This is a genomic window from Streptomyces sp. NBC_01446, from assembly GCF_026340095.1.
Taxonomy (GTDB): Bacteria; Actinomycetota; Actinomycetes; order Streptomycetales; family Streptomycetaceae; genus Streptomyces; species Streptomyces aureus.
On sequence record NZ_JAPEPO010000001.1, the window covers coordinates 1,734,335 to 1,748,650 of the forward strand.

At 73.0% G+C, this 14,316-nt stretch carries 12 protein-coding genes; 8 read left to right on the top strand and 4 right to left on the bottom strand.

Annotation, left to right across the window (positions count from 1 at the left end):
* The first annotated feature begins 200 nt into the window (after positions 1–200).
* From OG456_RS07790 to OG456_RS07800, 3 genes are all read left to right on the top strand, one after another.
* Positions 201–1,475, top strand: a complete 1,275-nt coding sequence (locus OG456_RS07790; protein ID WP_266558557.1) for a DUF1906 domain-containing protein — start codon at positions 201–203, stop codon at positions 1,473–1,475.
* Positions 1,476–1,643: 168 nt separating this feature from the next.
* Positions 1,644–1,985: a hypothetical protein gene (locus OG456_RS07795; RefSeq protein ID WP_266569111.1), complete on the top strand. Its 342-nt coding sequence runs from the start codon at positions 1,644–1,646 to the stop codon at positions 1,983–1,985.
* Positions 1,982–2,449: a peroxiredoxin gene (locus OG456_RS07800; protein ID WP_266558559.1), complete on the top strand. Its 468-nt coding sequence runs from the start codon at positions 1,982–1,984 to the stop codon at positions 2,447–2,449. Before OG456_RS07795 ends, OG456_RS07800 begins: the two co-directional genes overlap by 4 nt.
* A gap of 268 nt (positions 2,450–2,717) precedes the next feature.
* Here OG456_RS07800 and OG456_RS07805 read toward each other — a convergent pair whose 3' ends face one another.
* Both OG456_RS07805 and OG456_RS07810 read right to left on the bottom strand, forming a co-directional pair.
* On the bottom strand, positions 2,718–4,037 hold the full coding sequence (locus OG456_RS07805; RefSeq protein WP_266558561.1) for a radical SAM protein: 1,320 nt from the start codon (positions 4,035–4,037) through the stop codon (positions 2,718–2,720).
* Positions 4,038–4,103: 66 nt separating this feature from the next.
* Positions 4,104–4,796, bottom strand: coding sequence for a pyridoxamine 5'-phosphate oxidase family protein (locus tag OG456_RS07810; RefSeq protein WP_266558563.1), 693 nt, complete (start codon positions 4,794–4,796; stop codon positions 4,104–4,106).
* 128 nt (positions 4,797–4,924) lie between these two features.
* Here OG456_RS07810 and OG456_RS07815 point away from each other — a divergent pair, with 128 nt between their 5' ends.
* From OG456_RS07815 to OG456_RS07835, 5 genes are all read left to right on the top strand, one after another.
* Positions 4,925–6,151, top strand: a complete 1,227-nt coding sequence (locus OG456_RS07815; RefSeq protein ID WP_266558565.1) for an ROK family transcriptional regulator — start codon at positions 4,925–4,927, stop codon at positions 6,149–6,151.
* 15 nt (positions 6,152–6,166) lie between these two features.
* Positions 6,167–9,061, top strand: a complete 2,895-nt coding sequence (locus OG456_RS07820) for a glycoside hydrolase family 2 TIM barrel-domain containing protein (protein WP_266558567.1) — start codon at positions 6,167–6,169, stop codon at positions 9,059–9,061.
* Between the two features lie 129 nt (positions 9,062–9,190).
* A complete protein-coding gene (locus OG456_RS07825; protein ID WP_266558569.1) occupies positions 9,191–10,102 on the top strand; it encodes an SAM-dependent methyltransferase in 912 nt (303 codons plus the stop codon).
* Between the two features lie 35 nt (positions 10,103–10,137).
* Positions 10,138–11,052, top strand: coding sequence for a homocysteine S-methyltransferase (gene mmuM, locus OG456_RS07830; RefSeq protein WP_266558571.1), 915 nt, complete (start codon positions 10,138–10,140; stop codon positions 11,050–11,052).
* Positions 11,053–11,143: 91 nt separating this feature from the next.
* Positions 11,144–11,557 (top strand): VOC family protein, encoded by a 414-nt coding sequence (locus OG456_RS07835; protein WP_266558573.1) that lies wholly within the window; start codon positions 11,144–11,146, stop codon positions 11,555–11,557.
* A gap of 17 nt (positions 11,558–11,574) precedes the next feature.
* Here the strand turns inward: OG456_RS07835 and OG456_RS07840 are convergent, their stop codons facing one another.
* Both OG456_RS07840 and OG456_RS07845 read right to left on the bottom strand, forming a co-directional pair.
* Positions 11,575–12,759: an amidohydrolase gene (locus tag OG456_RS07840; RefSeq protein ID WP_266558575.1), complete on the bottom strand. Its 1,185-nt coding sequence runs from the start codon at positions 12,757–12,759 to the stop codon at positions 11,575–11,577.
* On the bottom strand, positions 12,756–14,204 hold the full coding sequence (locus tag OG456_RS07845; protein ID WP_266558577.1) for an MFS transporter: 1,449 nt from the start codon (positions 14,202–14,204) through the stop codon (positions 12,756–12,758). Before OG456_RS07845 ends, OG456_RS07840 begins: the two co-directional genes overlap by 4 nt.
* Positions 14,205–14,316 lie beyond the last annotated feature (112 nt).

The following is a 14,316-nucleotide window of genomic DNA, read 5'->3' on the forward strand; positions in this document are numbered from 1 at the left end:
CCGCGGCACCAGGCATTTATCGGCCTCGCGCCCGCCCCCCGACACCAGCTCACAGCCCTGTGTCGGATACCAGGTGAGTGAGACTGCGGAGAGTGGATGACACCTCGTCACATCCCTCGCGTCGTACAGCCGCCTCGCCGACCGACGGGGTACACCTAGCGCTGCAGTCACCCTGTTCCCCCTCCGAAGAGGAGACGCTCGTGCGACTTCGTCCGATCCGGCGCAGGCGCGGCCCGGCCGCCACCGCGGCGGCACTGCTCGTCTCACTGGGGGCACTGTCCGCAGCGCCCGTCGGGGTAGCTCCGGCGGAGGCGCAGGACGGCGCACAAGTGGTGACGTACCACGGCTACCAGGTGCGGGTCCCGGCCACGTGGCAGGTCGTCGACCTCGACCGGCGCCCCGACACCTGCGTACGTTTCGACCGGCCCACCGTCTATCTCGGCCGTCCCGGCAACGGGTCGACGTGCCCGGCGAGGCTGGTCGGACGTACGGAGGGCCTGGTCGTCGAACCGCTTGCCGGTCTTGACCCCCACCGTGTGACGCCCTCCACGGCACGCGCCGCCGGTCATTCGGCCGTCGCTCCGGGCGCGGTCTCCACCAACGACGAGATCCAGGTCGCCGTCGAGAGCGCGGGCGTACTCGTCACCGCGTCGCACACCGATGCCAACGAGACCGCGGTACGCAAGGTCCTGGGGTCGGCGACCCTGACGGCGGGCGGCAATCCCGCGCCGCTGCCGACGGCTCGTGCGGCGCGGACCGCGGCCGCCGCGGGGGCGCAGCCCGGCGAGTTCACCGGCCATGGCTTCGACGCCTGCACCGCGCCCTCCCAGAAGACGATGGACGCCTGGCGGGCCAACTCCCCGTACGGCGCCGTCGGCGTCTACATCAGCGGCCAGACACGAGCCTGCGCGCAGCCGAACCTCACCGCCTCCTGGGTGAGCAAGCAGACCGCGAAGGGGTGGCGGCTCATCCCGATCGAGGTCGGCCGGCAAGCCCCCTGCACCACCTTCTCCAACAGGATGTCCGCCGATCCGGCCACCGCACGCTCTCAGGGTGCCGCTGCCGCCGTCGGCTCGGTGTCCGCCGCGCGGGCGCTCGGCATCCCGGCCGGGAGCGCCCTCTACAACGACATCGAGGGCTACGCCTCCACCGCCTCCTGCAAGGCGGCCGTCCTCTCCTACCTGTCCGGCTGGACCGAGGCGCTGCACGCCGGCGGCTATCTCTCCGGCTTCTACTCCGGCGCCTCTTCCGGTGTCCGCGACGCGGCGGCCGAGCACGACAACCCGGCGTACACCCGCGTCGACCACATCTGGTTCGCCGCGTGGAACGGTGCCGCCGCCACCGACGCGGGCAGCTATGTCCCGGCTTCCGCCTGGCCGGGCAGTCAGCGCATCCACCAGTACGCCGGTGAGGTCCAGGAGACCTGGGGTGGCGTCAAGGTGAACATCGACCGCGACTATCTCGACGTCGGATAGGCCAGGGGACAGGGGCTCGGTCACGCAGGCTTCCCCAGCGCGCTTACTCCCGAGTAATATCGCGCGCCAGTCATCCGAGGAGGTTCCGTGCCCCGCCCCGCTTCCGGTTCCAGGCCGCGTCCCAGGTCCCGTTCGTCGTCCACGCGCAAGTCACTCGCCCTCGCCGGGCTGCTCGCCGGTGCCGGCGTGACGCACTTCGCCGCCCCGAAGTCCTTCGACGCCACGGTGCCCCGCGTGCTGCCGGGCTCCGCGCGCGCGTGGACGTACGCGAGCGGCGCCGTCGAGCTCGCGCTCGCGGCCGGCATCGCGCTTCCGTGGACGCGCCGCAGGGCAGCTCAGGCCACGGCCGCGTTCTTCGTCGGCGTCTTCCCCGCCAATGTGCAGATGGCGGTCGACTGGCGCGACAAGCCCGCGCCGCTGCGGACCGCGGCCCTCGTGCGGCTTCCCCTTCAGGTGCCGCTCGTCCTGTGGGCGCGCGGCGTGGCCCAGGCCCAGGAGGCCGGATCATGAGCAAGCGCGTCGAAGCGGGCGACACCGTCGAGGACTTCACCCTGCCGGACGAGAGCGGAACCCCGACGCGGCTGTCGGAGCTGCTGAGCGAGGGTCCCGTCGTCCTGTTCTTCTACCCGGCGGCCATGACGCCCGGGTGCACGGCCGAGGCCTGTCACTTCCGGGATCTCGCGGCCGAGTTCGCGGCCGTCGGCGCGCGGCCCGTGGGCGTCAGCGCCGATCCGGTCGAGCGCCAGGCGGAGTTCGCCGGGAAGCACACGCTCGGCTTCCCGCTGCTCTCGGACGCGCAGGGCGAGGTGCGCGAGCGGTTCGGGGTCGCGCGCGGCTTCTCGATCGCGCCGACGAAGCGGGCCACGTTCGTCCTCGGACAGGACCGCGTCGTCCTCGAAGTGGTCCGCAGCGAGTTCCGGATGAGCGCCCACGCCGACCGCGCGCTCGCGGCGCTGCGGGAGCGGGCGGCCTGACCACGGCCGGACCGGGCGGGCGGCCGGCACCGCTCCTCGGCGACAACCGGGGCGGCCCGCCGGTCACTGGGGCGGCTCCCCGAGGAGGCGGTCGCCGTACTGCGCCGCGCCGCCCTCCCCGGGCTTCACGGTGGTGACCCGGCCGGTCGCGTACACACTTCGGTGAACCCGACCTGCTCCTGGGCCGGAAGGGCGATGCCGCCGCTCACTTCGCGCGGGCGACGGCCATCGCCGGCCAGTGGCACAGCCCGTGGGGGCGGAGCCGTGGCTAGCCGGCCGGGGCGGTCTCCGGCGCGAGGCTGTCCATGAACGAGCTGACGGAGAACACGGCGCGGCCGGCGCCCGCGGGGCCGTAGCCGGGGGGCGAGGAGAGGCCGTACTCCTCCATCGTGGAGCGGTAGGCCTCCAGGAGCCTGATGTGGTACTCCAGCGGCGCGCCCTGCGGGTTGGCCTTGCCGAGCGGGGTCGTCGGCTCGGGGCACCACGTGGTGAAGCGGGGCGTGATGCCGTGCGACATGAAGAAGCGCAGGCCCTCGGTGGTGGAGGCGATGGCCTCGTCGACGGTGGTGAAGCCGGAGGGCTCGGCCATCTCGACGCCGGCCACGAAGTTCGGGATCACGTTGCGCGCGCCGAAGACGTCCGCCGAGTCGAGGATGCGCTTGTGCCACTCGTCGCGGCCGACGTAGCGCTCCTTGCCGGGGCAGTACAGCTCGAACAGGCGGCGGTCCCACACCTCGTAGTTGGGGTGGTAGATCTGCACCCCGTAGTCCTTGAAGCGCTGCACGTCGTCCTTGGGCAGCGCCTGGGCGACGACCTTGCCGATCCAGCGGCCGGGGAAGTGCTCCTCGATGGCCTTGGCGTAGAGGCCGTAGAAGTCGGCCTCGTCACGGCCCTGGAGCTTGGAGGTGATCGCACCGCCGGTGAGCGTGTAGGCGGTGGACGCCTTCGTGGTGTCGTACTTGTCGATGATCTGGAGGGCTTCGAGGACCTCGTCGACGTCCTTGACGCCGGTGTACGGGCGGCCGGCCGCCTTGTGCTGGCGCCAGTTGTGGTTGATGTCGCAGTACTGGCACTCCTCCTTGGCGCCGAAGTACTGGCAGACGCGGAAGACGGTCAGATAGATCAGGTAGCCCCACTGGATGGTGGGGGCCACCTCCATGACGGACTTTCCGTTGGAGAGCTTGTGCCGGTAGTACTCCGGCATCGGCGGGACGCCGACGTCCGAGATCCGCTTCCCGTCGAGGTAGAGGCCGAGCATCCCGTCCTCGTCGGCCGCGACCCGGTAGGGCGACGACGGGTTCACGCGGACCGAGACGACCGTGCGCCGCAGGTCGTACGGGCCGCCGGTGAGGATGATCTCCTCAGGCGGTCGGCGCAGCGCGGCCTCGCCGAGCTCAGGGAGCGTGCCGTGGTCGAAGGAGAAGATGAAGTACGACTTCGGCTTGACGTCACCGGACTCGTTGTCGCTGAGCGCGGACCTGTCGAACGCCACGCCGCCGCGCAGCAGATCCTCCTTGAACACCGCTTCCCGCGGCACGTGCGGGAAGCGCTCCATCAGGTCCTCGACCAGCGCCGTACGGCTCTGCATCCCGTCATCTCCTCAGCTCCCGGAACATCACTGCTCGAGAACTCACGGTATGCCCCCGCTTGCCCGTCAGCCCTGCCGGGTCCCCGCGCGCGCCACGATGTGCGCCGGGGCGGTGATGCCGGGCGGCAGCAGCGGGTCGGCGGTCGGCGCGCCCCAGCGGGAGGTCAGGGGCAGGGTGCCGGCCCACAGGCCGAGGGCTGCGTCGGGCCCCGCGCCGTCGTCGGGGGCGCCCGTACGGATCTTGACGGAGGCCTCGTCGAGGGACAGCACCAGGAGGGTGGTGGCGGCCAGTTCCTTGCGGTTGGGCCGGCGGGCGTACGTCCACTGGCCGGGGGTCGCGTGCTCGGTGAGGCGTTGCAGGCCCGCGAGTTTCTCGTCGGGGTCGGTGACCGAGCGCGGTACGCCGTGGATCATCGCGCTGCGGTAGTTCACGCCGTGCTCGAAGACGGAGCGGGCGAGGACCAGGCCGTCGACGTGGGTGACGGTCACGCATATCGGCGCGTCGGGTTCGGCGGCCAGGCTGCGGCTCGCCACCGATCCGTGCAGGTAGAGCCGGGTGTCGTCGCGGCCGTAGACGGTGGGGACGACGACGGGGCGGCCGTCGACGAGGACGCCGAGATGGCAGACGAACCCCGCGTCGAGGATCGCCTCGAGGTCGGAGCGTTCGAGGCTGCCCTGCTCGCGGAGCCTGCTGTGGCGGGTGCGGTCGGTCTGCGGGAGCGTGCGCGACAGCGTTGTCGCGTTCTCGGTCTGGGTCATGCGGTCGGACGGTACTCCGTGGTGATCACCCCCTCGCGGGCGGGGACTTTTGACAACCCCTTTTCAAACCCCTTGTCGAAAGAGTGCGGGCGGCCGTAGCGTCGAACCGGGCGGAGGAAGGGGACACAGTGAAGCGCACATCCCGGGACATCAGGACGGCGAACCGGTACGCGGTGCTGCGCCACCTCATCGCCAAATCCCCCGCCTCCCGGGGCGAGTTGGCGGCGGCGACCGGGCTCAGTCAGGCGACGGTCGCCACGCTCGTGGCGGAGCTCACAGCACTCGGCCTGCTCGTCGAGGTCGGTTTCGAGGAGTCCGCGGGCGGGCGTCCGCGCTCGCTGGTCGCGGTGGACGCGGCGGGCGGCGCGCTCGTCGGCGTCGACGTGGCGGAGACGTACGTGCACGCGGAGCTCTTCGATCTCGCGCTGGGCGTCGTGGCGCGCGCCGAGGAGGAGCTGCGGCCCGGGGAGTCCGCCCCCGAGGAGGTCGTCGGCCGGATCGCGGCGGCGGTGGGGGCCGTGGTCGCCGCCGCGGACGCACGCCGCCCGCCGCGGGTGCTCGGGGTGGGCGTCACGATGCCGGGGCAGGTCGACCGCGAGCGCGGCGTCGCGGTCCGCGCCGCGAACTGGGGCTGGCGCGACGTGCCGCTGACCGCGCTGCTCGGCGAGCGCCTCCCCTACCCGGTCCACCTCGACAACCCGCTGCGGGCGGCGACGGTCGCGGAGCTGTGGTTCGGTGCCGCGCGCGGATGCGACGACGCCGTGGTGATCAACCTCGGCACCGGCGTCGGCGCGGGCCTCGCGCTCGGCGGCGCCCTGCACCGCGGCGTCACGAACAGCGCCGGCGAGTGGGGTCACACCACGCTCGTGCTCGACGGGCGGCCGTGCCGCTGCGGCGACGCCGGGTGCGTGGAGGCGTACGTGGGCGCGCCCGCCATCATGCGGACGCTGCGCGAACTCGCCCCGTGCAGCGCGCTGTTGACCGAAGAGGACCAGACCGCCACGATCGGCGCGCTCGGCCGCGCGGCCGCCGGCGGCGACCCGGTGGCGCTGCGGGTCGTCCGGGAGACCGCCCGCCATCTCGGCGCCGCCGTCGCGGACCTGGTGAACCTGCTCAACCCCCAAGTGATCGTGCTCAGCAGCTGGGTGGCGGCCGCGCTCGGTACGCCCCTGCTGACCGAAGTGCGCGAGGCCGTCGCGCGGCACGCGCTGGGCAGCCCGTTCGCGGCCACCGAGATCGTCCTGTCCCCGATACCGACCGACCCCGTGAGCCTGGGTGCGGCGACCTTCGCCCTGGAGGGCGTGCTGTCGTCGCCGGGCCTGACCGGCACCACCCTCACCCCGCACACGACCTGACCGTCAAGGAGAACGATGTCCCTCCCCGAGGTGTCCCTCCCTGAGGAATCCGCACTCCCCTACTACGAGCAGGTGTCCCCCGGGACCGGCGGTGTCGCGCCCCGCTCCTGGTACGCCGCCTCCGACGCCGCGTCCCTGTCCCTGGACGGCCCGTGGCGCTTCCGCCTCTCGGCGACGGCTGACGGCCACGACGAGTCCTTCGCCCGCCCCGGCCACGACGCGTCCGACTGGACGGAGCTGACGGTGCCGGGGCACTGGGTGCTCCAGGGCGAGGGGGCCCACGGGTCACCGGCGTACACGAACACCGTCTACCCGTTCCCCGTCGACCCGCCGCGCGTCCCGACCGAGAACCCGACCGGTGACCATCTGCGCGTCTTCGACCTGCCGGACGACTGGCCGGCGTCGGGGGCGGCCGTGCTGCGCTTCGAGGGGGTCGAGTCGTGTGCGCGGGTCTGGCTGAACGGCGAGGAGCTCGGCGAGTTCAAGGGCTCGCGGCTGCCGCACGAGTTCGCGGTCGAGGGGCTGCTGCGCGCCGAGGGCAACGTGCTGGCCGTACGCGTCCATCAGTGGTCGTCCGGCTCGTACCTGGAGGACCAGGACCAGTGGTGGCTGCCCGGCATCTTCCGTGAGGTCACGCTGCTGCACCGGCCCGACGGCGCGGACGCCGACTTCTTCGTGCACACCGCGTACGACCACCGCACCGGGGAAGGCACGCTGCGGGTCGAGGCGAGCGCGGGAGGGCGCGTGACCGTGCCCGAACTCGGCGTGGACGTCGGGGCGGGTCAGCCGGTGACGCTGCCGGTGGAGCCGTGGACGGCCGAGACGCCGCGCCTGTACGCGGGTGAACTGGCCACGCCGGGCGGGGAGATCATCCCCTTCCGCGCCGGTTTCCGTACCGTCGCCGTGGAGGACGGCGTCCTCAAGGTCAACGGGAAGCGGATCCTGTTCCGCGGCGTCAACCGGCACGAGTTCCACCCGGAGCGGGGCCGCGCCGTGGACGAGGAGACGATGCGTCACGACGTCCTCCTCATGAAGCGGCACAACATCAACGCCGTGCGGACCTCGCACTACCCGCCCCACCCCGCGTTCCTCGACCTGTGCGACGAGTTCGGCCTCTGGGTGATCGACGAGTGCGACCTGGAGACGCACGGCTTCACCCACGAGCGGTGGCAGCGCAATCCGGTCGACGACGAGCGCTGGACCCCGGCGCTCCTCGACCGGGCGGCCCGCATGGTGGAGCGCGACAAGAACCACCCGTCGGTGATCATCTGGTCGCTCGGCAACGAGTGCGGCACGGGCGCGGGCCTGACCGCGATGGCCGGCTTGATCCGCGACCGCGACCCGTCCCGCCCACTGCACTACGAGGGCGACCCGTCGTGCGCCGACACCGACGTCTACTCGCGGATGTACGCGGACCACGCCGAGGTCGAACGCATCGGCCGGTACGAGGACGAGGGCCCCGACGCGCGCCGCGAACTCCCGTTCATCCTGTGCGAGTACGCGCACGCGATGGGCAACGGGCCCGGCGGACTCTCCGAGTACCAGCACCTGTTCGAGACGTACGACCGGCTCCAGGGCGGCTTCGTCTGGGAGTGGATCGACCACGGCCTCGCGGACGGGCGGTACGGGTACGCGTACGGCGGTGACTTCGGCGAGGAGCTGCACGACGGCAACTTCGTGTGCGACGGGCTCCTCTTCCCCGACCGCACGCCCTCGCCCGGACTCGTCGAGTACAAGAAGGTGATCGAGCCGGTCCTGGTCGAGGGCGACGGGACGGCGGGCACGGTCCGCGTCACGAACCGCCACGACTTCGCGGAGCTCGCCGCGCTGGCCTTCACCTGGGCGTACGAGGTGGACGGCGCGCCGGTGGAGTCGGGCCCGCTCGCCGTGCCCGCGCTCGCGCCCGGCGAGAGCGCGGACGTCAAGCTGCCCGCCCCGCCGGACGCGGCGCGGGGCGCGGAGACGCAGTGGACGGTACGGGCGGCGCTCGCCGACGACACCGCGTGGGCGGACCGGGGTCACGTGGTCGCATGGGGTCAACTCCCCGTATCGGGACGGCAGTCGGTCGTTCCCGCGAGCGGGCTGTCGCCGGTGCGGGACGCGGAGGTCGTCACGCTCGGCCCGGCGGTCTTCGACGCGCGCACCGGTGAGCTGCGGAGCGTCGGGCAGATGCCGGTCACCGGGGTGCGCCTGGACGTGTGGCGGGCGCCGACGGACAACGACAACGGCGCCGACTGGCAGGCGGACCGGCGGTTCGGCCCCCTGTGGCGCACGGCCGGGCTGCATCGCATGCGGCACCGCCTCGACCGAGTCACCCTGGAATCAGGCGCGTTGACGGTTCGGACCCGGGTGGCCCCCGCGGCCGAGCAGTTCGCGCTCGGCACGGAGTACCGCTGGACGGCGGGCGAGAGCGGCCGTCTGACCCTGACGGTCTCGGTGACCCCCGAGGGCGACTGGACGGTGCCGCTCCCCCGCCTGGGCGTCCGCCTCGGCCTGCCGTCGTCCGTGACGCACGCGCGCTGGTTCGGCGGCGGCCCCGGCGAGGCCTACCCGGACACGCGTGCCGCGTCGCGGCTCGGCCTGTGGGAGGCGTCAGTCGACGAGCTCCAGACTCCGTACGTGCGCCCGCAGGAGAACGGTGCGCGCGCGGATGTCCGCCGGATGGAGATCGGCGGCCTGCGGATCGACGGCGAGCCGGAGTTCTGGTTCACGGCCCGCCGCTGGACGAGCGAACACCTCGACGCGGCCGGGCACCGCACGGACCTGGTGGCCGGGGACACGGTGTGGGTGAACCTGGACCACGCCCAGCACGGCATCGGCTCCCAGTCCTGCGGCCCCGGCCCGCTCCCCCGGTACGTGCACGAGGTGGCCCCGGCCACCTTCGCCTTCACGTTCTCGGCGGCGGGCTGAGCCATGGGCCAAGGCCTGTCCCGTACCCGGGAGTTGAGGGTACGGGACAGGCCGGATCCGATCACGGACACATGCTCGTAGGAGCTAGGTTGTTGTCCCTGCGACGACCAGCTACGAGGGATGGCCTTCATGGGCGACGACACTCCCCAGCACGACTCCGCCGAGCAGCTGCACAAGCGGATCGACAGCTCCAAGGCGCACCCGGCGCGGGTGTACGACGTCTTCCTCGGCGGCAAGGACAACTACGCGGCCGACCGGGACGCGGCCACCGCCGCCCTCGCGGTGAACCCGCGCGGCTACCTCGACGTGCGGCACAACCGCGACTTCATGCGGCGCTCGGTGAACTACCTGACGCGCGAGGCGGGCCTGCGCCAGTTCCTCGACGTCGGCACGGGCCTGCCGACGCAGGAGAACGTGCACCAGGTCGCCCAGCGCATCGCCCCCGAGGCGCGGATCGTCTACGTCGACAACGACCCCGTCGTCCTCGCGCACGCCCGCGCCCTCCTGGCGAGCGGCTCCCAGGGCGCGACGGCCTACATCGACGCGGACCTGCGCGACCCGGCGAAGATCCTCCAGGACGCCGCGGGCACCATCGACCTGGACGCGCCGGTCGCGCTCGGTCTCGTGGCGATCCTGCACTTCATCGAGGACGCGGAGGCGTACGACATCGTGCGCACGCTGGTGGACGCGCTGCCGGTGGGCAGCGCGCTGTTCCTGAGCCACCTCACCTCCGACCTGAACGCCGAGAAGATCGCCAAGGTGGCCGAGACGTACCACGAGCGCGGCTTCACGTTCGTGCTCCGCTCGGCGGACGAGGTGCGCCGGTTCTTCACGGAGAACGGCCTGGAGATCGTCGAGCCGGGCATCGTGCCCGCCCATCGCTGGCGGCCCGACCACGTCGCCGACCACGACGGGGGCGCCGGCCGCGACGAGGCGTACCTGGCGAGCCTCGACCCGATCGAGCAGACGATGTACCGCGACATCAACGACGTCACCGACGACGACATCAACGTGTACGCGGCGGTGGCCTTCAAGCGCTGATCCCGTCCGGGCTCCGACAGGGTTAGCGTCGTCGTATGACGTCACCTCCTCTTGCCGAAGCCCTCGCCGCGGGGCCGGTCGTCCTGGACGGCGGGCTCTCCAACCAGCTGGAGTCCGCCGGGTACGACCTGAGCGACGAGCTGTGGTCGGCGCGGCTGCTCGCCGAGCGGCCCGGGGCGATCGTGGCCGCGCACCTCGCGTACTACGAGGCGGGGGCCTCGGTGGCGATCACGTCGAGCTACCAGGCGACGTTCGAGGGGTTCTCGCGGCGCGGGGTCTCCCGCGAGCGGGCCGCCGAACTCCTCGCCCTGAGCGTCGAGTTGGCGCGCGAGGCGGCCCGGCGCGCGGAGGCGAAGGGGGTGCCGGGTCCGCTGTGGGTGGCCGCGTCGGCGGGCCCGTACGGGGCGATGCTTGCCGACGGTTCGGAGTACCGGGGCCGCTACGGCCTGACGGTGGCCGAGCTGGAGGCCTTCCACCGGCCCCGGCTCGACGCCCTCGCCGCGGCCGGGCCGGACGTGCTCGCCCTGGAGACCGTGCCGGACACCGACGAGGCGCTGGCTCTGCTGCGGGCCGTGCGGGGGCTCGGCGTCCCGGCGTGGCTGTCGTACAGCGTCGCCGGTGACCGCACCCGCGCCGGGCAACCCCTGGAGGAGGCGTTCGCGCTCGCCGCCGACGCGGACGAGATCGTCGCGGTGGGCGTCAACTGCTGTGCGCCCGAGGACGTCGAACCCGCGGTGGCGCTGGCCGCGCGCGTCACGGGGAAGCCGGTGGTGGCCTATCCGAACAGCGGCGAGTCCTGGGACGCGGAAGCGCGCGGCTGGCGGGGCGCGGCCACGTTCACCGCGGACCGCGTTGCCGGCTGGGAGCGGGCCGGGGCGCGGCTGATCGGAGGCTGCTGCCGCGTGGGCCCTGGCCGGATCGCGGCGCTCGCGGCGGCGGTACGTCGCTGAGCGGCGTGGGCCGGCGGCCGGGCGCAGGTTCGGCGCGGCGGTGTCCGATTCGTTCAAGACCGGTGCGGGGGCGCGTGCCTACGGTGGGGGCATGACCGAGATCACCGCACGACTCGACGCCGTGGGCGTCGTCGTCTCCGACATGGCCGCCGCCGTCACGTTCTACCGCCGCCTCGGCCTCGCGTTCCCCGAAGGGGCCGAGGAGCAGCCGCACACGGAGGCCGTCCTGTCCGGCGGCCTGCGCGTCCTGCTCGACACCGAGGAGACCGTGAAGTCGTTCCACCCGTCCTGGCGGGCGCCCGCCCGTGGCGCCTCCCGGCACGGGCTGGCCTTCGACTGTGGCGACGCGGCCGGGGTGGACGCCGTCTACGAGGAGCTGCTGGCCGCCGGGTACGACGGCGAGCTCAAGCCGTGGGACGCGTTCTGGGGCCAGCGGTACGCCGTGGTCCTCGACCCCGACGGCAACGGGGTCGACCTGTTCGCACCGCTGGCCACGACCGCTTAGAAAAGGCGTCCGCCCGGCTAGGACGCGGCCGCCCGGCGCTTGCGCACCCCGTCGAGCAGCCGGGCGCGCTGTACCCCACACGTCGCGAGGTCGACCCCTACGAGGGCGAGGGCCGTCGCCCCGTCGAGTACCGCGAGGTCGGCGCCCGGCGTCTTGCCGTGGGCGGTGAACTCGGGGGTGTGCTGCTTGGCACCGCCCGTGTCGTAGCCGACCGTGGGGTGGATCGAGGGGATGCGCTGCGAGACGTTGCCCATGTCGGTCGACGCCATCGTCTCGCCGTGCAGCGAGGTGACCGTACGGCCCAGCTCGGCGGCGGCACCCGCGTAGGACCGGGTCATCTCCTCGTCCTGGCGCAGGTCGGCGAAGTCCCTTCCGTGCGCGCTCACTTCGAGCTCGGCCCCGGTGGCGAGCGCGCCCGCCTCGAAGCACGCCCTGACCCGCTGCCAGGCCTCGGCGAGCTGCTCCACGGTGCGCGCCCTGACCTCGTAGCGGGCGGCGGTGCGGGCCGGGATGACGTTCACGGCCTGGCCGCCGTCGGTGACGATGCCGTGCACGACGACGCCGGGCGGCAGCTGCTGGCGCAGGAGGCCTACGGCGGTCTGGGCGACGGTCATGGCGTCGAGCGCGTTGACGCCCTCCCAGGGGGCGAGCGCGGCGTGCGAGGGCCTGCCCCGGTAGGCGAGATCCCAGGCTCCGATGGCCAGCGAGGAGGCGCCCACGGTGTCGTCGGGGGCGGCGTGCACCATCATCGCGGCGGCGACGTCGTCGAAGATCCCGGCGTCCATGAGGAGCACCTTTCCGCCGATGTCCTCCTCGGCGGGCGTGCCGATCAGCTTGACCGTGACGCCGAGTTCGTCGGCGACGGCGGCGAGGCCGAGGGCGGCGCCGACGGACGCGGCGCCGTTGACGTTGTGTCCGCAGGCGTGGCCGATGCCGGGCAGGGCGTCGTACTCGGCGCAGAACGCTATGACGAGGTCGCCGGTGCCGTAGGTGGCGAGCACCGCGGTGGGCAGGTCGCCGGCGCCGCGGGTGACGGTGAATCCGGCGCTCTCCATGAGGTCGGCGATCCGGGCCGCCGCGCGGTGCTCGTGCAGGGCGGTCTCGGGGTCGTCGTGCAGGGCGTGGCTGAGGGCGACGACCGGCTCGCGCCAGTGCCGTACGGCGCCGGTCACGGTCTTGCGCGCGGTCGGGGTGTCGGTCATGCGAGGTCTCCGGTCGGGGCGAGGTGCGGTACGGGGCTGGCGCCGGTGCGGGGCGCGCGGTAGCGCAGGGCGAGGGCCGTGCCGACGACGGCGGCGCAGGCGCACGCGCCCCAGCCCCACAGGTAGCCGGACTCCGCGATGCGCGTGGTGCCTCGCACGGCGTGGGCGGTGAAGAAGCCGCCGATCACGGCGGCGCCGATGGCCGCGCCCAGGGAGAGGGCGAGTTCGTTGAGTCCGACGGCGAGCGCGGTCTCGTGCTCCTCGACGACCTCCGCCGACAGGGTCCGCGTGATCGACTCGAAGAGCCCGGTCGCCAGGCCCACGACGAGGGCGGAGGTGACGTACTGGCCGAGGCTGTCGTGGAAGAGGGCCATGCCCAGGAAGCCGAGCGCGACGAGGACGCCGCCCGTGGCGAGCACGGCGCGGTCGCCGATGCGCCGGGCGAGGCGCGGCGTCAGCGTGGATCCGGCGAATCCGGCGACGACCATGGCGAGCGAGATCGTGGCGATGGCCTGCGGACCCATGTCCATGCCGTAGCCGTTCTCGGAGCGTGAGGAGCCGAGGAAGAGGGCGTTGGCGCCGAGGAAGCCGATCGTGCCGAACGAGGCGCAGAACGTGTAGCCGCTGACCACCGCGAGCCGCGGGTTGGCCAGCATGCGGACGCTGACCAGCGGGTTCTCGGACCGGCGCTCGACGGCCACCCAGGCCGCGAGGACGGCGACGGCCACGACGGCGAGCCCGATCGTGCGCGCCGAGCCCCAGCCCCACGTGCTGCCCTGAGCGAGGACGAGGACGAGCGCGATGAGGCCCGCGGTGAGCAGCGCCGCCGCGCCGTAGTGGAAGCGGCCGCCACGCGGGATGTCGCTGTCCGGCAGTACGAGACCGGCGACGACGGCGAGCACGGCGACGGGGACCGCGGTCCACAGCCCGGCCTCCGCGTGGCCCTCGCTGAGCGCGCCGGCCACGAGGCCGCCGACGCCGATCGCGATGAGCAGGACGCCCACGAGGAGGGAGATCCCGGTGCGGTTCTGCTCGGGGGCGCGGGAGCGGAGGATGCCCACGAGGAGCGGGAAGAAGCCGACGAGGGCGCCCTGGAGGGTGACGCCGACGGCGAGGGTCACCGCGGAGGGCCACGCGGCGATCAGGAGCGAGCCGCCCGCCACCATCGCGAGCGCCACCCGCAGCAGCCTGCGGTGTCCGTGCAGGTCACCGAGCCGGGACAGCAGCGGTGTCAGCACGGCGCAGGCCAGCTGGAAGAGCAGGTAGATGTTGTTCTGCCCGACGGTGCCGATGTGCAGGCTCCGGCCGACCTCGGGGAGGAGCGGGGTCAGATAGCCCTGGACGATGCCGCTGAACAGGACGACGACGGCCATCGTCGCGACCATGGCCGGGCCGGAGCTCACCGCTCCGGGTCCGCGCCCCGTTCCCGTTGTGTGTGTGGACACAGCTTCACCTCTGGATCTTCTGGTGGCCGGAACCGAATGTGGTCGCTACTGTGCGGGCCGAGGCACGGACGGCCCCGAATATTCATGGATTCGTACGTACGGAGTGCTAGTG

Excerpts from the sequence above, each read along its gene's own strand:
- OG456_RS07800 (WP_266558559.1), top strand. The coding sequence starts at position 1,982 with ATGAGCAAGCGCGTCGAAGCGGGCGACACCGTCGAGGACTTCACCCTG.
- OG456_RS07805 (WP_266558561.1), bottom strand. The coding sequence starts at position 4,037 with ATGCAGAGCCGTACGGCGCTGGTCGAGGACCTGATGGAGCGCTTCCCG.
- OG456_RS07810 (WP_266558563.1), bottom strand. The coding sequence starts at position 4,796 with ATGACCCAGACCGAGAACGCGACAACGCTGTCGCGCACGCTCCCGCAG.
- OG456_RS07820 (WP_266558567.1), top strand. The coding sequence starts at position 6,167 with ATGTCCCTCCCCGAGGTGTCCCTCCCTGAGGAATCCGCACTCCCCTAC.
- OG456_RS07825 (WP_266558569.1), top strand. The coding sequence starts at position 9,191 with ATGGGCGACGACACTCCCCAGCACGACTCCGCCGAGCAGCTGCACAAG.
- mmuM (WP_266558571.1), top strand. The coding sequence starts at position 10,138 with ATGACGTCACCTCCTCTTGCCGAAGCCCTCGCCGCGGGGCCGGTCGTC.
- OG456_RS07835 (WP_266558573.1), top strand. The coding sequence starts at position 11,144 with ATGACCGAGATCACCGCACGACTCGACGCCGTGGGCGTCGTCGTCTCC.
- OG456_RS07840 (WP_266558575.1), bottom strand. The coding sequence starts at position 12,759 with ATGACCGACACCCCGACCGCGCGCAAGACCGTGACCGGCGCCGTACGG.